Origin of the sequence: Joostella sp. (assembly GCF_048266025.1) — a bacterium.
GTDB classification, from domain to species: domain Bacteria; phylum Bacteroidota; class Bacteroidia; order Flavobacteriales; family Flavobacteriaceae; genus Galbibacter; species Galbibacter atrarenae.
This window is the reverse complement of sequence record NZ_JBLXAF010000001.1, coordinates 1,081,748-1,101,309: the sequence shown is the minus strand read 5'-3', so window position 1 is coordinate 1,101,309 and position 19,562 is coordinate 1,081,748. Positions and strand designations below refer to the sequence as shown.

Sequence of the window (19,562 nt, the reverse complement as noted above, 5' to 3'; positions counted from 1 at the left end):
GGTTTAAAAGAAAAGCTATTTCAAATTAAATGTTAGATCTACTTCTTTTGGAGGTAGGCAACTTTTATCATTACAAACCATAAATTCCACAACACCATTAATAATACCGCCGTGTGGCTGATTAAGTTTTATTTTCTGTTTAAATACAGCTTTGTTTTCAAAATATTTTATATCCATTTCGAAAACATTATCATAAACTTCATGACCTTCTCCTTCAGAAGTTTTATCAACTACTTCCATTCCATAAATTTCTTCATAAGTAAAAGTAGTTGCAATCGGTCCATCCTCAGGAACATTTTGAGAATACAAATGCCACCCCTCTTCAATAGTTGCTGTTGCTATTAAAACAAACTCTTTCTCTGATGTTTTCTCTACAGAAGTAGCCCATTCTACAGGTTCATATATTTGAGCGCTAGCATTCAAAGCTATAGTTACTAAAAACAAAAAAAATATTTTTTTCATATAAATCTATTAAAGGTTAAATCGTTAAAAGAAGGATTTACACCATTATCATTTAATAATCAATAACACTAATGAATTAAATCCAACATCTATTAATAAGAGTTATAAAAAATAAAAATGGGTGGAATAGATAAGATAAATTAACATTCACCTTACCTATTCACTTCCATTATTCGTTGATTAAAAAAACATTACCTTCTAAAATCTAACTGTAACTTTCCCTCTCAAATAAAAAGGAGTACCAGGCGTAAAGTGAATTTCTTCCACCGGTTCAGGCTCATCGAACAAGCGACTTTCTGTTGCAAATTGGGTTTCATTCCATTCTGTATCAAAAAGGTTTTCAATAATGATACCATATGTCCAATTATTTCTAGTATAACTCACATTAAAATCGGTCACAAAATAACCTTCAGCAACAATAGAATCATCTTCATTTGCTGGTCGGTCATCTATATATCTATATGTCAGAGCTCCTGAGAAATTTCCTAAATTTTCAATTAAAATACCTCCAGCAGATGTAAAATCTGGAGCCAAAGGAATATAATTTTTCCCATCTGGATCATTTACACTTCTTCCATATGCATAATTTGCATCCGCATAGAGATATAGCCATGGCAACGCTTGATATCTAGCACCAACATCTATTCCCATACGTCTAGTTTCTCCGCTAGGCTCAACTATAGCAGCATCTCCAACATAAACAAACTCTTGCTCTAAATACAACCACCATAAAGCTGCATTAATAGCTAGCTTATTAATAGGTTTATAGATAGTCCCTAAATCTGCTCCATATGCTGCTGGTAAAATATCCTCCCCTTGGTTAGCAACTACAACTCTGGCATCGTTAGAATGGAAGCCCATTCCTGTTTTAAAAAATAATTGCCAATTGGAGTTTACAGAATATATAGTATTAAACTTAGGACTGAAAGCTACTTTATTTTCACTCTTATTATCATATGTTTCTGTAAGCTTATTTACATAATCAAATTTAAAGTAATCAATTCTCAAAGCTGGATTAAACGTCCATTTACCTAATCTAAACTCTGTATTTACAAACCCGTAAGTATTTACCTCATCTACATCTCCATAAGCAAATCGTTCAAGGATTTCCTTTCTATTTACAGTATGAGAAAGTTGAACATCATCTACATTATCATACCTAAAACCAGCTCCCGCTTGATACTTAAAATGTATATTCTCTCCTAATGTAAGATTACTTCTTTCGAAGGCAGACTCTGCTCCTGCTATTATACGGCTTTCTTTTTGCTGAATTTGATCTCCATTTACTGGATCATCTAAATAAAATGTGAAGTTTGAAAACAGTTCAAAATCATACTGCGAGATATATGCCTTCGTCTTTACAGCGCGGTCTTCATCTAACAATTTAATATGATTTACTAGAAGGTTTGTTCTACTTGTTTCTCCTCCTTCTGTATCGTCTATCGCTCCAAATCTATCTATTAATCCTTCATCTACAGCACGCTGTGGAATCTGACCAGAAGCATCCCATTTACTTTGAAAATGAGAAGCCGTTATCGTTAGATCTTCATCATCTGCAAGCTTATAATTATAGCGACCCATCACATTTATCCTATTAAAATTCTGTGGAGAATCAAACGGACCATCTGTCAAATAAAGCTCAGATGCCACATAGGCATTACTTTTTTCAGTATCTAATACTTTAAGCATCCCCATAAAGCGACTTGTATTAAACTGACCTACTTCTACAGAAACGACACTTTTATCCAACGATTTACGCAAATTTAAATCTACATATCCTGCAGTGGTAAAATCACCTTTATTGGCATAATAAGGGCCCTTACCAAAATTAATATCGTCTATAGTTTCCGGGATCACAAAGTGCAAATCTGAATATCCTTGTCCATGTGCATGTGAAACCATATTTACTGGCATTCCATCCACATTAATAGAAACATCTGTACCGTGATCTATATCAAAACCTCTAAGGAAAATCTGTTCAGCCTTTCCTCCTCCTGCATGCTGACCAATAATTAATCCTGGAACCTTTCTTAAAATTTCCTGGGACGATTTTACTGGATTTGTTTGAATATCTACATCTACAAACTTGCTGAGTGCATTCACCTCAGACACCAATACCACTTGATCTAAAGAGATATTTGCTTCGGAAAGTACAACATTCCTTTTTCCAGATAAATCGGTCTTGGTTATAATTGCTAATTCCGTTTTATATCCTAATCTAGAAAAATAAACTGAATCCCCTACTTGAGTTTTTATCAAGCTATAAGACCCAGTTTCATTAGAATGAGAATGACTTCCAGTAGATCTATTAAATATTCCTACATCAGGAAGTGGCGACCCTTCAGAATTTACCACTTTTCCCGATAAAGATTGTGCATAAGTTATGCTGACAACAAGCATACAAAATGCTGTTATTATATATTTCATTATAATAATTTAAAAATTTAACCATAGGGATTCCTCCCTTTTAATTTAAAGGCATATCAATAGCTTCTTAAAAAAAGAAGTCTATAAAATATACGTATGTGCTTAAACTAATTTAGGAGGCGGCGTTGTAACCGATAGCGTAACATAGTATGAAGAATGACACAAAAGCCAATCTTTTTGAATGTTAACAAATACATTTTGATACTGAAAAACATATATTTCTGGATGAATATGTTCATCCAAATTACTCAGTATGAAATTTTTATCATCCTTTTTTTTACTCTTCTCTGCTGAAGTAAAAAAATCCATCAAAGAAGTTAAATAATCATGTTGATGAGGAGCTACCTTTTTTACATGTGCATGTTCTGAGGAATGGGGTTGATGATGGTGTTTACTAGAATGAGAATGATTATCGATATGTGTATGAGTATGCGGTTGAGCATGATGATCTTCATCAAAAACCAATTCTAATTTATGGGATAAACTGTGAAGTACATTAAAAATATGACTTTTATATGGGATAAAGAGATACATACATAAAATTCCTAACAGAAAACAGCGTAATAAGATTAGTTTTATATGAATTATACCCTTCAAAAAATTAGTGTCAACAGATTATAAAAAACAAAGTTAATGAAACCCCTTCAATAATAGCAATAAAGCAAGATTACAAGTATTATCAGTCACCTCAATTATCAATAATTTTATTGAAAAATAACCGTAGTCATAGGTTTTTATTATAGTATAATAATTAGCATAGTATATAACTATTTGAATTTGAGCATTATATTTACGATATTTGTGTCGTTCGCAACATGGAGAGACCTAGTTGCATTCACCTAAAAATTTATCTTAATAATATTCCGAATTTATTTTGGCGTATTTGGCTCTTACTTAAGGGCACACACATTATGGCTTTTATAACAATAAAAAGAAAAACAAAATTAGAAAAAAGGTACAGTAGAAAAATGGGGAGTGTAAGTGTTAAAGTAACTTACATTAAAAAGCACTTACTTGGTGTGCCTCTAAAAACTCTGCACAAATACAGAGAAACTTACTACGGTACTATTAAAGATTGTGAAGAATGTACATTAACAGCTTAAAAGCTTATTTATAAAATTATATTTAGAAACGCCTCGATAACGAGGCGTTTTTTATTGATCAATTTTAAATAAGAAGCCTTTATTATGCACGTTTTCAATTGAAATAGATGCATCTTTACTTAGATATTTTCTTAAATGAGAAATAAAAACATTCAAGCTTTTTCTATTAAAATAGTCATTCTCACCCCATATTGTAACTAAAATATCTTTGTGTAACGATAATTCATTTTTATGTCTATACAAAAACATTAAAAGCTCACTTTCCCTTGCTGTTAAAGAAACAACATCTTCTTCTCTATACTTTAATTGCTGATTTTTATAATGGAATTTATAGTTTCCTATAGAAATTTCATCACTATCAGAGTTTTCTGGACTATTAATTTTTAATCGAGATAATAAGGTCTGTATCCTTACTACAAGCTCTTCCTCATCTATTGGTTTTTTTAAATAATCTACAGCACCTAAAGAAAACCCCTTTAAAACATCAATTTTTAGAGATCTTGCTGTTAAAAAAATAAATGGAATCGACGGGAACGAATCTCGCACTTTTGAGGCTAAGGTAAAACCATCCATTTTTGGCATCATAACATCCAAAATGATTAAATCAAAATCCTCTTTTTTTAGAATTTCAAGTGCCATCAATCCATCTTTAGCCCATACCAATTGAAAGCTTTTCATCTTCAAATATTCACTGAGTAGGTAACCAAGAGAATTATCATCCTCAACCAATAATATCTTATCCATTCTTATTTATTTAACTGGTATTTTTATTGTTACTGTTGTTCCTATACTTGGTTTACTTTCCAGTTGAACTTTACCATTATGTAACTTTACAACCTGTTTAACATAGCTTAGACCAAGTCCATAACCTCTAACATTGTGAAGATCTCCTGAGGAAATACGATGGTATTTTTTAAATACATTTTTCAACTCCCCTTCATGGATTCCTATTCCTTCATCTTTTACCGTCACATAAAAGTAACCATCTTTTATAAAAGACTTCAACCTAATTTTAGGAATCCCTTCAGAATATTTTTTCGCATTATCTAAGAGGTTATTAATTGCATTTTCTAAATGGGCGATCTCACAAAAAATCATATACGAATCGCCTTCTAAAAGATATTTAAAATCTACCTTTTCAAGTTCAGATAATTTGGAAAATGAAGCACATAAATTCTCCAAGACAGGATAGAAATCATGCTTTTCAAGCTTAAGAACACTACGATTACTCTCTATTCCTGCTAAATCCAATACTTTCTCTACATGCACCTTTAATTTATCATTCTGCTCCCTCACAATTGCAATTATCGGTTTGGTTTCTTCTGTTGCTTTTTCTTCTAATAATTTGGTTGCTAAACCTATCGAAAAAACAGGTGTTTTTAATTCATGGGTCAGGTTATTTATAAAATCATTTGTAGTAGTAATAACATTCCGTTGCCAATAAAGTGATCTAAAAACCCAAACAACAACTATAATAATAGCTACCATAAAGATTAAACTCGGAATTGTTAAACCATTTAACTGCGAAAGAAAATAAGTGGCTAGATCTTTAAATTGAAGCTCTAAGATTAATCTTTCACCCAATTTATTAGGAAGGTATCCAGACAATACAACAGGGAATTTTAGCTCTTCATTATCATATTTTTCAAAACTTGGGGATACTAAATAAACGGTGCTATCATTCTTATATAGACGGTATTGAAAATCTGACTTCACTCCTCTTTCTAAGAGTCGATCCACTAAAAAATCATTCAGAAAATGACTAGAAGCATCTTGAATACTATCTACACTTAATGTAAAATAAGATTCGTCTTTAGTTATTGCTTGGTCTATTAAAAAAGTGAGTTCATTCTGACTGCTTAAATCCGTTTTTATAGTCTGTAAGGCTTGACCTACCTTTGTATTAAACTGAACTTTAGCTAAATTCAATCCAAGTTTTAAATATTGATACTGAATAAAAGACAGACCAATGACCGAGATTACAAAAACTATAATATATCCTTTCTTAAAATTCAGCATTACAAGTATCTAAATAAGTAAAATATAACAACTCTTTTGCGTAATTAATACTTCATTAATCAAATTAACCTTTCGTTAATCTTTTTGTTTTATCATTAACCTCATTACCTTTCCAATTCTATATATTAGCAGTGTTCAGTTAGTTTAGGGTTCTTCATACTATAAACTATAAAAAAAGCTAGCTCCCAAGTTAGCTTTTTTTAGTTGATAACATACACTAATTTGAAACTCAGAAGTAAAATAATAGAATTTAGTTAAAAGTGAAAGATCGGATTATAACATTCCTAATTATTATACTCTTGTTTTCCTGTTCTAAGGAAAACAAACAGTTTACACTTTTAAGCTCCAAGGAAACTTCTATAGACTTTAAAAATACTCTTACTAATACTCCAGAATTAAATATTCTCAACTATTTATATTACTATAATGGCGCTGGAGTTGCTGCTGCAGATTTTAATAATGATGGATGGATAGATCTTTATTTTACAGGAAATCAAACAGAAGATAAGCTTTATTTAAATCAGAAAGACTTTAAATTCATAGATATCACTGAGATTTCTGGAATTAACAATGCTAAAAATTGGACAACTGGTGTTACCACAGCAGATATAAATAATGATGGACTGCTAGATATTTATATTGCGAAAGTGGGAGCTTACTCAGAAAACAGTCACAATTTATTGTATATAAACCAGGGAATCGATGAAAAAGGGATTCCTAAATTTAAAGAAGAAGCAAAAAAATATGGTTTGGATATTTCCACATACGCTACACAAACAGCTTTTTTTGATTATGACTTGGATGGGGATTTAGACATGTATTTACTTAACCACTCCGTACACCCCAACCGTACTTACGGCAATGGAAACAAAAGAAACACAATAGACTCTTTGTCTGGGGATCGCCTATATAAAAATGAAAATGGATTTTTTAAAGACAACTCAATTGCGGCAGGAATTCACCAAGGAAGTATTGGGTATGGATTGGGAGTTTCTATATCAGATATAAATAACGATGGCTATCCAGATGTCTATATAGGAAATGATTTTTTTGAAAATGATTATTTATATATCAATCAAAAAGACGGAACTTTTAAAGATTTTAATACCATAGATGAAACTATTTTAGGGCATACCACCCACTACTCTATGGGAAATGACATTGCAGATATTAACAACGATGGGTTAACCGATATTCTATCTGTTGATATGCTTCCTGAAAATTTAGAGAGCTTTAAAACTTCTGGAACAGAGTATAATTTTCAGACCTACAACGGCTACCTAAAAAATGGATATACTCCACAGTTTATGCAAAACACATTGCATTTAAATAATGGGAGTTTTCAATTTACAGAAACTGCTTTTTCAAGTGGTATTGCAGCTACAGAGTGGTCTTGGGCACCACTAATCGCAGATTTTGACAATGACGGCCTTAAGGATATTTATATTTCTAACGGAATTTTAGGTGCTACGAACGATATGGATTTTATAAACTTTATAGCGAATGAGAATATCCAAAAAAGGTTAGGAAAAGGCATGAAGAAGGAAGATCTAATTCTTGTAGATGAAATTCCTGAAAAACATATCTCAAATTATTTTTTTAAAAATAATGGCGATAATACCTTCCAAAACGTAACTAAAAAATGGTTTAAAGAAATCCCTTCTTTTAGCAATGGAAATATTTATGCTGATTTAGATAATGATGGAGATTTAGATCTTGTTGTTAATAATGTAAACGAAAATGCATTTGTAATAAAGAATAATGCTCGAGAACTATTGAAAAATAATAATTACCTGAAAATAAATTTTAAGGGTAATGAGAAAAATAGGTTTGGAATCGGAGCAACTGTAAGAGTATATTCAGATACATTAGAACTTACCTCTGAAAATTACAATACAAGAGGGTTTATGTCGGCCATAGCCCCTGAATTACATTTTGGATTAGGCGCAGTAACTAAAATTGATTCTTTAAGAGTTATTTGGCCAGATGGAAATACAGAAAAAATAAAAACACCACAAATAAACTCAACTCTTACGCTTTCTCATAAAAATGCAAAACAAAAATTTAAATATAACGATGGTAAAAAAAATCTCTTTCTAAGTAATGTAGCTCCTAAAATTCCATTTACACACAAAGATTTTTCATCTATTGAATTCAACCGAAACCCCCTCATTCCTTTTGCAAGCACCAATCTAGGACCAAAAACAGCGGTTGGAGATATAAATAATGACGGTCGTGAAGATTTATTTATTGGCGGATCAAAATCCTTCCCCTCCGCACTTTACCTACAAGAAAAAGATGGGCATTTTACTGCCATTCAAAATGACCTTTTTAAAGAAGATGCTTTGAATGAAGATATTGATAATATTTTTTTTGATGCGGATAACGATGGTGATAACGATTTAATAGTTATTAGCGCAGGAAACGAATTCATTACCGGAAACCCACTTTCCCCCAGACTCTACTTTAACGAAAGTGGGATGATGGTAAAAGACACACTTCAGTTTAAAAACATATTTATAAATGCATCATCAGTTAAAGCTATAGACATAGATAATGATAATGATAACGACCTAATAATTACGTCTAATGGAACTGCAAAAATATTTGGAGAAACAACTCCACAATATATTTTTCAGAATGATGGTAACGGGAAATTTATAGATATTACAGCAACATATGCTAAAGATTTTCAGCATATAGGAAATGTCCAAGATATAAAGTGGATTGATTTAAATAACGATTCTTATATAGATGCTATTGCTGTGGGACATTGGATGCCAATTTCAATATTTATAAATAACGGCGAGGAGTTAAAACTTCTGGACACTAATCTAAATAATACCAACGGTTGGTGGAATAGTATTGAAGTGGCAGATTTCGATAAAGATGGAGATATAGATTTTGTAGCTGGAAATTGGGGACTGAACACCAGATTAAAGGCTTCTAAGGAAGAGCCTATAACATTATATAGTAACGATTTTGATGATAATGGAAGCATAGAACCTATTGTTTCTTATTTTTATAAAGGAAAAGAAACTACTTTTTCATCAAAAGAAGAACTAGTAAAACAACTTCCTATATTGAATAAAAAATATCTCTCTTATGCTGACTTTGCTTCTGCTCCTTTCGATGATATTTTTCCAAAAGAAAAAATAGATAAAGCCCTTAAAAAGCAAGTTTTTAAATTAGAGTCCACCTACTTTGAAAATAATGGCAACAACACTTTTACAGCGCATAAACTGCCATTCCCTACACAAAACTCCTCTATTAATGATATTGAAATAGACGATTTTAATAACGATGCTTTTAAAGACTTACTTTTAGTTGGAAACAACTATGAGATTAGCACACAATTAGGACGATTAGACGCTTTGAATGGCCTCTTATTAATAAACGACCAACATGGTTTTTTTAATGTTGAAAGAAAACAAAATTTCAAAATCTCAGGACCAGCTAGAGATATCAATAAAATAAAAATACAAAACAAGGTTTACTATATTATTACCATTAATAATAGCGAACCTGTTTTTTTACAAAAAGAGACAACAACACCATGAAAAGAATATTCATAACACTATCCTTCCTTGCGCTATTTACCTCATGTAATAAAAGTGTAGAAAAAAGTAAAGGCAAGGAATTCTTATTTTCTCTATTAGATAGTACCGAAACAGGCATAAACTTTGAAAACAAAGTGATTAACCATAAAGATTTTAATATTTTCAACTATCGAAATTTTTATAATGGTGGAGGTGTTGCTATTGGTGATATTAATAATGATGGCTTATCAGATATCTATTTCACTTCAAACCAAAATCAGAATCAACTTTTTCTAAATAAAGGAAACTTCAAATTTGAAAACATTACTGAAACATCTGGAGTTAAAGGATCTAAGGCATGGTCTACTGGAGTAGTAATGGTAGATATTAATGCAGATGGATTGCTAGATATTTATGTATGTAATGCTGGTAACGTAAAAGGAGACAGTCAAAAAAATGAGCTTTTTATAAACAATGGAGATCTAACGTTTTCTGAAAAAGCAGAAGAATATAACCTAGCAGAATCAGGATTCACAACTCATGCTGCCTTTTTTGACTATGATAAAGATGGAGATTTAGATGTTTATATATTAAATAACAGCTTTATCCCTGTAAGTAGCCTACAGTATAATAATAAAAGAGATTTGAGAGCTGAAAAATGGAATCTACCTAAACAGTTCTTAGGAGGCGGTGATAAATTAATGAGAAATGATAATGGAAAATTTATTGATGTTAGCGAAGAAGCTGGCATCTATGGTAGCCTTATCGGCTTTGGGCTAGGAGTTACTATCGGTGATGTTAATAATGATTTCTCTCCAGATATCTATATTTCAAATGATTTTTATGAGCGAGACTATCTCTACATAAACAACCAAGATGGAACTTTTACTGAAGATATAGAAAACTGGACGGGACACATAAGCCATTCTTCTATGGGTGCAGATATGGGGGATATAAATAATGACGGAAACACAGATATTTTCGTTACTGATATGCTCGCTGAGAATGATGCAAGAGCCAAAGAAGTTAGTGAATTCGATAGACCTGACATCTATCAACTAAGACAAAATCGAGGATTCTTTAATCAACAAATGCAAAACACATTACAGCTCAATAATGGAGCAAATAATTTTTCGGAGATTGCCCATTTTAGTGGCGTATCAAAAACAGATTGGAGTTGGAGTCCCCTTATTTTTGATATGGATAATGATGGATACCGAGACATATATGTTTCTAACGGAATGAATCATGATCTGACTGATGGTGACTTCATGGATTTCTTTGCAAATGAGCTTATTCAAAAAATGGTAACTACTGGAAAGAAGCAAGAAATAGATAGTATCATCAGTAAAATGCCTAGAGTTCCTATTTTAAACTATGCCTTTCAAAACAACAAAAATTTAACTTTTTCAAAAAAGTCAGAAGATTGGGGATTTAATACTCCTAGCTTCTCAAACGGCTCTGCATATGGAGATCTTGATAACGATGGAGATTTAGATCTTATCGTAAATAATGTAAATATGCCCGCATTTATCTACAAAAATAATTCTGAAAAGATATTTCCTAATAATCACTCTGTGGAAATAAAACTAGAGGGTTCAGGACAAAATACTTTCGGGATAGGTGCCATAACAAAACTATTTATAAAGGAGGGCGTTATAAAAAATGAGTTAATCCCATCTAGAGGATTTCAATCTTCCGTAGATTATAAAATTACATTAGGTACTGGAGAAGAAAAAACTATAGATTCTGCTCATATATACTGGCCTGGTGGAAAAACGCAACAGGTTTATAACATAAAAACAAATTCTTTGTTAGTTATCAAAGAATCCAACGCTATCACCAATCCCCTTATAACAAATAATAAAAAAGTTGAAAAAACATATTTAAGTGAACTATCAAATCAAACGCTTTTCAAACATAAAGAAAACGTCTTCTCTGACTTTGATTATGAAGGTTTAATCCCTAAAAAAATATCTCAAGAGGGACCTACAGTTGCAGTTGGAGATGTAAATGGAGATGGAAATGATGACTTTTATATTGGAGGTGCAAAGGGACAAGCAGGGAATCTGTATATAAATAGAGGCGATGGAAAAATTCAAAATTCTAAACAACCCATTTTTGAAGAAGATTTTACTTTTGAAGACACCGCTTCTTCATTCACAGATATTGACGGAGATAATGATTTGGATCTTATAATAGGCTCTGGCGGGAATGAAATCAATGAAGGGAATAGTTATAATGTTAGAATTTATTTAAATGATGGGAACGGAAATTTTTCAAAATCAAAAGTAAGCTTTAAGACTAATAATGAAAATGTTGCTGTAATTACAGCATACGATTTTGATCAAGATGGAGATAATGATCTTTTCATTGGGATGAGAAATAAAGTTGGTATTTATGGTATCAATCCAAATCACTTATTACTAGAGAATGACGGAAGTGGGAATTTCTCAGACGTAACAGAGAGAAAAGCATACGAATTAAAAGATGCTGGTATGATTTCAGATGCTGTTTGGGTAGATGTTGATAATGACAATAAAAAGGATCTTGTAATAATTGGAGATTGGATAGCTCCATTGATACTAAAAAATACAGGAAGGGAGCTTATATCTATGGATACAAACTTATCTAATTTAGGTGGATGGTGGAATACTATTGAAACTACAGATATTAATAATGATGGAAGAGAAGATTTAATTCTAGGAAATGATGGGCTTAATTTATCCTACAAAGCTTCTGCTGAATCACCTTTACGACTTTATGTCAACGACTTTGATAATAACGGAACTATCGAACAAATTACAACAAGAGTTATAAATAATAAAGACACTCCAATACATTTAAAGAAAGAGATTACTAACCAAATTGTGGTATTGAAAAAGCAAAACTTAAAGCCTTCTGATTATGCTACGAAATCTCTTGATGAGTTATTTCCCAAAGAAACACTCGACAATTCTTTGATTAGAACCGTAACAACTACAGCTACAGTGGTAGCTATTAATAATGGTGATGGAAAATTTACGACCACTCCACTCCCTAAGGAATTACAATTTTCTTGTGTGTGTAGTATTGCGTGTACAGACTTTAATAATGATGGAAATATTGATTTAATTATGGGAGGAAACAACTATGACCTAAAACCACAATTTGCACGTCTAGATGCTAGTCTAGGAAACGTACTTTTAGGAGATGGAAAAGGGAATTTCAAAGTACAAAAAGCCTATAAATCTGGATTGTCGGTTAAAGGAGAAATAAAAAACATAGAACGCTTCAACGATGCTTCTGGAGCGTCTTATATATTAATAGCTATTAATGATGAGCAACCTAAAATATTCAAGATAAATGAATAGAATAATATTAATCATACTGCTCACTACTCTCATGGTTTCTTGTAAAAAAGAAGGCAATCTATTTTCTACTCCATCAAGTAATGACACTGGTATTACCTTTACTAACACAGTTATCAATACAGAAGAACTAAACATCCTAGACTATCTTTATTTTTATAATGGTGGTGGTGTTGCTGTTGGAGATATTAATAATGACAATCTACCAGATATTTTCTTTTCTGGAAACCAAGTAAAGAACAAACTCTACCTTAATAAGGGGAATTTAGAGTTTGAAGATATTTCTATTACTGCCAATATCCAAGGGAATAGTACATGGAATACTGGAGCTATAATGGGGGATGTAAATGGAGATGGTCTTTTGGATATTTATGTTTGTGCAGTTGTAGGAATTAATGGCTTTAGAGGGTATAATGAGTTGTATATAAATAATGGAGATGCCACTTTCACAGAAAGCGCAAAGCAATATGGTCTCGATTTCGATTCTTACAGTTCTTCGGCTGCTTTCATAGATTACGATTTAGATGGAGATCTAGATATATACCTACTAAATCATGCTGTACATACACAAAACTCCTTCGGAAATGTTTCACTACGCAATAAAAGAAACTATGCTACAGGAGATAAGTTACTACGGAATGATAACGGGAAATTTACCGACGTAAGCGAGCAAGCAAAAATATATGGAGGTATAAATGGCTATGGATTAGGATTGGCTGTTTCTGATTTTAATCAAGATGGGTTTCCAGATATTTATATAGGTAACGATTTTCATGAAGATGACTATTATTATCTTAATAATGGTGACGGAACTTTTACTGAAAGTATCAAAGATCATTTTGGACATACAAGCAGATTTTCAATGGGAAATGATGTAGCCGATATAAACCATGACGGATTTCCAGACATACTCTCATTAGATATGCTCCCTGAAAATGAAACTGTTTTAAAATCTTCTGCTGGAGATGATAATATCCAGATGATGAAAATGCGTACTGAAAAATTAGGCTACCATTATCAATTTACTAGGAATATGTTGCATCTAAACCAACAGGGAAATAACTATGAAGAAATTGCCCTTATGAGCGGTATTGCGGCAACAGATTGGAGTTGGAGTGCCTTATTTGCAGATTTCAATAAAGATGGGGAGCAAGATATTTTTATTTCTAACGGAATCCCTAAACGTCCTAACGATTTAGATTACATCAAGTTTACTTCTGATCAACAAATCAGAAAAAAACTTAATAACACAAAATTAGTCGATCAAAAGGCGTTAGAATTAATGCCTTCTGGGAGTTATCATAACTTTATTTTTGAAGGTGAAAAAGACCTCCAATTTGTAAATCAATCTGATAAATGGATTTTAAATGACACCCTAATTTCTGGAGCTACAGCAATAGCAGATTTTGATAACGATGGGGATATAGACTTGATAACAAATAATATTAATCAGCCTGCATCACTATATATTAACAAATCTAATAAAAAAGGAAACTACCTAAAACTAAGGTTTAATTATAATAAACCTAACAGCTTCGGTATTGGAACAAAGGTGTTTTCATATCAAAAAGGAATACTACAATACCGCGAGCTATATACTGTTAGAGGTTTCCAAGCTTCATCAGAACCATTTATACATTTTGGATATGCTGATAAAGAAAACATAGATTCTTTGTTCGTTATATGGCCAGACAATACTTTTCAAACACTAAAAAATATTGCTGTTAACCAAACATTAGATATATCAGCAGAAAATAACAGAAAACCATTTGACTATTCGAGTCTTAGAAGTAACAAGAATATTTTATTCTCAAAAGTTGATAATAACTTAGGAATCAATTTTAAACATGAAGAAGATAATTATATCGATTTCAACCGTCAGAAACTAATCCCATATCAGATTTCAGATCGTGGGCCAGCAACTGCCATTGGGGATTTAAATGGAGATGGAAAAGATGATATTTTCTTTGGAAGCTCAAAATTTAAACGTGCCCATATATACTATCAAAATGATACAAGTTTTGTTGAAAAAGAAGATGACATCATCAAAAATGATTCGATTTATGAAATTGTAACTGCTCTTATTGCTGATTTCAATAAAGATGGTAAAAACGATATCTTCTCTGGAACTGGCGGTGGAGATTTCTACGGAAAAATGAAGCCTCTAAATAATATTTTGTATTTAAATAAGGATACAACTTTTACAAAAAGTGCACTTAAAGAATATTTTGACAATACTTCAGTAATAAAACCTTATGACTTTGATAGTGATGGTGATTTAGATCTATTTATTGGAAATAATGCGATCTCATATGATTTTGGTGCGATTCCTACATCTTACCTATTAGAAAATGAAAACGGACAATTCAAAGCTATAAATAACAAGGAACTAGAAAAGTCTGGAATGGTAACAGATGCTATTTGGAGTGACTTTAATAATGATGGCACAAAAGACCTCATCGTTATTGGTGAGTGGATGTCTCCAAAATTTTTCAGTAATGAAAATGGAATTTTAGAAGAAGTTTTCCCTACTGAAGAAAAGTTAAACGGACTATGGAGAAGCATTATTGAATTTGACATAGATGGTGATGGAGATAAAGATTACTTATTAGGTAACTGGGGAACAAACTCGAAATTTATAGCTTCAGAAAAATTCCCGATGCGAATGTATTATGGCGATTTTGATAATAACAAACGAACAGAAACTGTTGTTGCTACAGAAAAAAATGGCGAATATTACACATTGGCTAATTTAGATGAACTTTCCGAACAGATGGTATCCATGATGCGTAAAAAGTTCACCAATTATAAAGATTTTGCTGGCAAAACAATCGAAGAAGTAATGGGTTCTGAAGCACTAGAAAAAGCAACGCTCCTTGAAGTACATACTTTAAAATCTGGTTGGTTAGAAAATAGAGAAGGAATGTTTACTTTTCATGCTTTTAATAATCAAATGCAAATGTCGCCAATAACAAATTACTTAAAACATGATTTTACTGGCAATGGAAAAGAAGAAGTTCTTGCCGCTGGAAATTATTTTGGTGTAAAGCCTTTTCAAGGAAGATTAGATGCTTTTCCTGGAGCCCTTATTTACAATATTAATAAAATAGAATCGACTGCAAATCTAGGATTGGACTTTTCTAGGAAAGCAATCTCACAATTAAATATTATAACCATAAAAAACCAAGAATACCTCTTGGTTACCATAAACAACAACAGTGCAGAACTGTATAAATTAAATAATAAATAGCCCGATGAAACGCATTTTTATATTCTTATTAATTTTATCTCCCCTATGTTTTATTGCATGTAATAAGGAAGAAAAACCAATTGAAATCACATCAGAAAACATGCATGAAGCAATTGATGTAGTGGTAGATATTATGATTCATGATATCTTTTCTCCTCCAGTAGCGAGCAGAATTTTTGTGTATGCAGATATTGCAGCCTATGAGATTATAGCACAACAAGATTCCGAATATAATTCGCTCGCTGGTGTGGTTACAGATTTAAAGCCTATCCCCCCTGCAAAAGACACTACAAACCTCAACTACCAATTAGCTGCTCTTATTGCTCATTTAGAGATAAGTAAAAGTCTAATTTTTTCTGAAGATCGGATTGAAGTTTATCAAGACAGTTTGTACACTTCATGGAAAAAAACAAATGAAACTGAATTTGAGGTTTCAAAAAACTACGCTATGTCTGTTGTAAGTCATTTAAAAGAATGGATAGATACAGATAATTATAAACAAACGCGTACCATGCCTAAGTTCACAGTAAACAGCGACGACCCTGCGCGTTGGCAACCTACGCCACCAGCTTATATGGATGGAATAGAACCACATTGGATGAAAATTAGACCTCTTGCAATAGACTCTTCTTCTCAATTTAAACCCCTTCCTCCTCCAGCATTTTCTTTAGATAAAGAAAGTGAGTTTTTTAAAGAAACAATGGAAGTTTATGAGGTAGGAAATGAAATTACGAAAGAAGGAGATACTTCTGAAGGAATTGCAATCGCCAAATTTTGGGACTGTAATCCATATGTTTCTGTAACAAAAGGTCACTTAATGTTTGCTACCAAAAAAATTACTCCTGGAGCACATTGGATTGGAATTACAAAAATTGCTTGTCGCAATGAAAAGACAGATTTCAACAAAACAGTATTCGCTTATACTAAAACTGCTATTGCTATTTTTGATGGTTTTATAAGCTGTTGGGATGAAAAATATAGAAGTAATTTAATCCGTCCAGAAACAGTTATAAATCAATATATAGACGAAAACTGGAAACCTATATTACAGACACCTCCTTTTCCTGAATATACAAGTGGACATTCTGTAGTTTCTGGAGCTGCAGCAAAGACATTAACTTCTATTTTTGGAGATAATTTTTCTTTTGACGACGATACAGAAACCGCTTACGGACTCCCAATAAGATCCTTTTCCTCTTTTAACGAAGCTGCAAACGAAGCTGCAATGAGTAGACTTTACGGCGGGATTCATTACAGAGCAGCGATTGAGGTTGGAGTGGAACAAGGAAGATCGATGGCGGAACATATTATTAGCAAGCTTGATAAAATGAATAACAAAACAAGTAGAAATTAATAAGATTATCTTATGACTAGAAAAATTTTGAGTATTCTAATTCTACTCCTTGTATGTGCATTAGGATGGTATTTATTTATTAAAAAAAGTGATTATATCTATAGATTTGAAGCAAAAACTACTGATGCTACAGTTTTCTATAGCATCTCAAATTGGGAGAAAACAAACGATTCTATAGTTACAGAAACAATAGACAGCACCCTATACAATCATATCACTCAAAATCTAAAATATTTAAATAAAGAATACACCCTTTATTGGGATATCAATACTGAAAATGATTCTCTAGCAAAAGTGAATTTAGGGGTTAGAGCGCATGAAAATAATGTTATAAATAGAATCACAGCCCCTTTTTACGAATCGGAATTTAAAAAAACATCCAAAAAAATAGCAGTTAGCTTTATAAGTAAATTGAAAACAAACCTATCTACTTTTAAAGTCAGTGCTATTAGAGAAGAACAGTCTCCTAACAGTATTTGTGCGTGTGTAAATGCAAAAACCACCCCTGAAGGGAAAGCAAAACATATGATGCGAAATTACAATTATATAGGAGCTTATGTAGCAGATAACAATATACAGCCGCAAGGTAGACCTATGGTTGTTATTAATGATTTTGACAAGGAAAAAAATACGATTGATATGGACTTTTGCTTCCCTATAAAAGGAGTTAGTAGCATCCCGGAACATCCAGAAATTTTCTTTAGAGATATAAAGAGCGTCCCTGCAATTAAAGCTGTATTTAATGGGAATTATATGTACTCACAACATGCATGGTTTAGAATCTACAACTATGCTAAAAGTCACGATATAAATCTAAAGAATAAAATAATTGAAAAATTCCACAACAATCCAAATTTTGGTGGAGATGCATTATCATGGAAATCGGAAATTTATATTCCTATAGCACAGTAAAATCTAATTTGTAGATTCTCTTTTTACTAATGTCGATTTAATAATTTCGGTTTCATAAGGGCGAGATTCAAAATCTTCTTCCTCTAACCTTTTAATTAATAAATCGGCAGCTTTTTCTCCTATCTCCTCTCCATGTTGGCTCACAGTGGTTAAAGATGGACTACTACTTATAGATATAATTCCATCTGTAAAACCTATTACAGAAATATCTTTAGGCGCAGATTTGCCCATTTTCTGAGCTATTTTCATGGCAGATACTGCAAAAAATTCGGTAACTCCAAAAACGGCATCTACATCATTGTTTTTCATCATCTCTTCTACAGGCTCAAATCCACTATAAGAATCCTCTACCTTTACAATAAGATTTTCATCAATTTCTAATCCTGCGTCTTCTAATGCTTTTTTATATCCTTCTGTACGCAATTTACCAACACTCATATAATCTGGCATCGTAATTAACGCGATACGTTTACGTCCACTTTGCGCTAAGAAAGAAACGGCACTATAGGCACCATGAAAATCGTCAATAATAACTTTATCGCAACTTACCTGCTCGGTAATTCGGTCTATCATTACTACAGGCATCCCCTGATTGATAACTTCATTTATATGATGAAAATCCTGCTTCTTCTCGGTATCTTTAGAAAGTGACATTATAAATCCGTCTATACTTCCATTGGCAAGCATTTGCATATTTATAACCTCTTTATCGAAAGATTCATTAGAGATACAAACAATTACATTATAGCCTTTTGCAGTTGCTAAACGCTCAACCCCTGTAATTACGGAAGAGAAAAAATAATGTACAATCTCTGGTAAGATGATCCCAATATTTTTGGTCTTTTGATTCTTTAAGCTCAAGGCGATATTATTAGGCTTATAATGGTGTTCCTTCGCAAAGGCTTGTATTATTTCTTTAGTTTTTTCACTAATTTCAGGACTGTCCTTCAATGCTTTCGAAACTGTAGAAATAGAAACATTAAATCTTCTTGAAATCTCCTTAAGCGTTATTTTTTGCCTCATCTTTATATCTTCCTTTTTTGCTTAAATCAAAAATAAGCTTTTTCGATTAAATTAAGCTTTTTATTTCGCTAAGTAACTCGTAATTTACTCCTATCAACGAGATAGTAAAGACATTTATCTAAA

12 protein-coding genes are annotated in these 19,562 nt (G+C 32.1%); 6 read left to right on the top strand and 6 right to left on the bottom strand.

What is annotated here, in order from left to right; translation table 11 throughout:
* Nucleotides 1-15 precede the first annotated feature (15 nt).
* The 3 genes from ACN0TY_RS04655 to ACN0TY_RS04645 all read right to left on the bottom strand — a co-directional run bounded on the left by ACN0TY_RS04655 (nt 16) and on the right by ACN0TY_RS04645 (nt 3,423).
* Nucleotides 16-462, bottom strand: a complete 447-nt coding sequence (locus ACN0TY_RS04655; protein ID WP_417443548.1) for a protein-disulfide reductase DsbD domain-containing protein — start codon at nt 460-462, stop codon at nt 16-18.
* A 198-nt stretch (nt 463-660) separates the two neighbouring features.
* Entirely contained in the window at nt 661-2,889 is a 2,229-nt protein-coding gene (locus ACN0TY_RS04650; RefSeq protein WP_417443547.1) for a TonB-dependent receptor, read from the bottom strand.
* Nucleotides 2,890-2,991: 102 nt separating this feature from the next.
* Nucleotides 2,992-3,423: a hypothetical protein gene (locus tag ACN0TY_RS04645; protein WP_417443546.1), complete on the bottom strand. Its 432-nt coding sequence runs from the start codon at nt 3,421-3,423 to the stop codon at nt 2,992-2,994.
* Between the two features lie 377 nt (nt 3,424-3,800).
* Between ACN0TY_RS04645 and ACN0TY_RS04640 the strand changes: the two genes are divergently transcribed.
* A complete protein-coding gene (locus ACN0TY_RS04640; RefSeq protein WP_236957885.1) occupies nt 3,801-3,992 on the top strand; it encodes a hypothetical protein in 192 nt (63 codons plus the stop codon).
* Nucleotides 3,993-4,043: 51 nt separating this feature from the next.
* Here ACN0TY_RS04640 and ACN0TY_RS04635 read toward each other — a convergent pair whose 3' ends face one another.
* Complete coding sequence (locus ACN0TY_RS04635; RefSeq protein ID WP_236957884.1) at nt 4,044-4,736, bottom strand: response regulator transcription factor; 693 nt, start codon at nt 4,734-4,736, stop codon at nt 4,044-4,046.
* A 6-nt stretch (nt 4,737-4,742) separates the two neighbouring features.
* The gene (locus ACN0TY_RS04630; protein WP_417443545.1) at nt 4,743-6,011 is read right to left on the bottom strand and encodes a sensor histidine kinase; all 1,269 of its coding nucleotides are present in this window, start codon (nt 6,009-6,011) and stop codon (nt 4,743-4,745) included.
* 260 nt (nt 6,012-6,271) lie between these two features.
* Between ACN0TY_RS04630 and ACN0TY_RS04625 the strand changes: the two genes are divergently transcribed.
* Genes ACN0TY_RS04625 through ACN0TY_RS04605 form a run of 5 tightly spaced genes read left to right on the top strand, consistent with a single transcriptional unit; the run spans nt 6,272 to nt 18,416 of the window.
* Nucleotides 6,272-9,571, top strand: coding sequence for a VCBS repeat-containing protein (locus ACN0TY_RS04625; protein ID WP_417443544.1), 3,300 nt, complete (start codon nt 6,272-6,274; stop codon nt 9,569-9,571).
* Nucleotides 9,568-12,903 carry a VCBS repeat-containing protein gene (locus tag ACN0TY_RS04620; protein ID WP_417443543.1) on the top strand — a complete coding sequence of 1,112 codons (3,336 nt, stop codon included), beginning with the start codon at nt 9,568-9,570 and terminating at the stop codon, nt 12,901-12,903. Before ACN0TY_RS04625 ends, ACN0TY_RS04620 begins: the two co-directional genes overlap by 4 nt.
* Nucleotides 12,896-16,150 carry a VCBS repeat-containing protein gene (locus ACN0TY_RS04615; RefSeq protein WP_417443542.1) on the top strand — a complete coding sequence of 1,085 codons (3,255 nt, stop codon included), beginning with the start codon at nt 12,896-12,898 and terminating at the stop codon, nt 16,148-16,150. The genes ACN0TY_RS04620 and ACN0TY_RS04615 overlap by 8 nt, the downstream gene beginning before the upstream one ends.
* Nucleotides 16,151-16,154: 4 nt before the next feature.
* Nucleotides 16,155-17,504, top strand: coding sequence for a vanadium-dependent haloperoxidase (locus ACN0TY_RS04610; RefSeq protein ID WP_417443541.1), 1,350 nt, complete (start codon nt 16,155-16,157; stop codon nt 17,502-17,504).
* A gap of 12 nt (nt 17,505-17,516) precedes the next feature.
* Nucleotides 17,517-18,416 (top strand): GyrI-like domain-containing protein, encoded by a 900-nt coding sequence (locus ACN0TY_RS04605; protein WP_417443540.1) that lies wholly within the window; start codon nt 17,517-17,519, stop codon nt 18,414-18,416.
* A gap of 3 nt (nt 18,417-18,419) precedes the next feature.
* Here ACN0TY_RS04605 and ACN0TY_RS04600 read toward each other — a convergent pair whose 3' ends face one another.
* On the bottom strand, nt 18,420-19,439 hold the full coding sequence (locus ACN0TY_RS04600) for a LacI family DNA-binding transcriptional regulator (protein WP_236957877.1): 1,020 nt from the start codon (nt 19,437-19,439) through the stop codon (nt 18,420-18,422).
* Nucleotides 19,440-19,562 lie beyond the last annotated feature (123 nt).

Coding starts and splice junctions, on each gene's coding strand:
- ACN0TY_RS04610 (WP_417443541.1), top strand. CDS start 16,155: ATGAAACGCATTTTTATATTCTTATTAATTTTATCTCCCCTATGTTTT.
- ACN0TY_RS04640 (WP_236957885.1), top strand. CDS start 3,801: ATGGCTTTTATAACAATAAAAAGAAAAACAAAATTAGAAAAAAGGTAC.
- ACN0TY_RS04645 (WP_417443546.1), bottom strand. CDS start 3,423: ATGTATCTCTTTATCCCATATAAAAGTCATATTTTTAATGTACTTCAC.
- ACN0TY_RS04655 (WP_417443548.1), bottom strand. CDS start 462: ATGAAAAAAATATTTTTTTTGTTTTTAGTAACTATAGCTTTGAATGCT.
- ACN0TY_RS04615 (WP_417443542.1), top strand. CDS start 12,896: ATGAATAGAATAATATTAATCATACTGCTCACTACTCTCATGGTTTCT.
- ACN0TY_RS04650 (WP_417443547.1), bottom strand. CDS start 2,889: ATGAAATATATAATAACAGCATTTTGTATGCTTGTTGTCAGCATAACT.
- ACN0TY_RS04635 (WP_236957884.1), bottom strand. CDS start 4,736: ATGGATAAGATATTATTGGTTGAGGATGATAATTCTCTTGGTTACCTA.
- ACN0TY_RS04600 (WP_236957877.1), bottom strand. CDS start 19,439: ATGAGGCAAAAAATAACGCTTAAGGAGATTTCAAGAAGATTTAATGTT.
- ACN0TY_RS04620 (WP_417443543.1), top strand. CDS start 9,568: ATGAAAAGAATATTCATAACACTATCCTTCCTTGCGCTATTTACCTCA.
- ACN0TY_RS04605 (WP_417443540.1), top strand. CDS start 17,517: ATGACTAGAAAAATTTTGAGTATTCTAATTCTACTCCTTGTATGTGCA.
- ACN0TY_RS04630 (WP_417443545.1), bottom strand. CDS start 6,011: ATGCTGAATTTTAAGAAAGGATATATTATAGTTTTTGTAATCTCGGTC.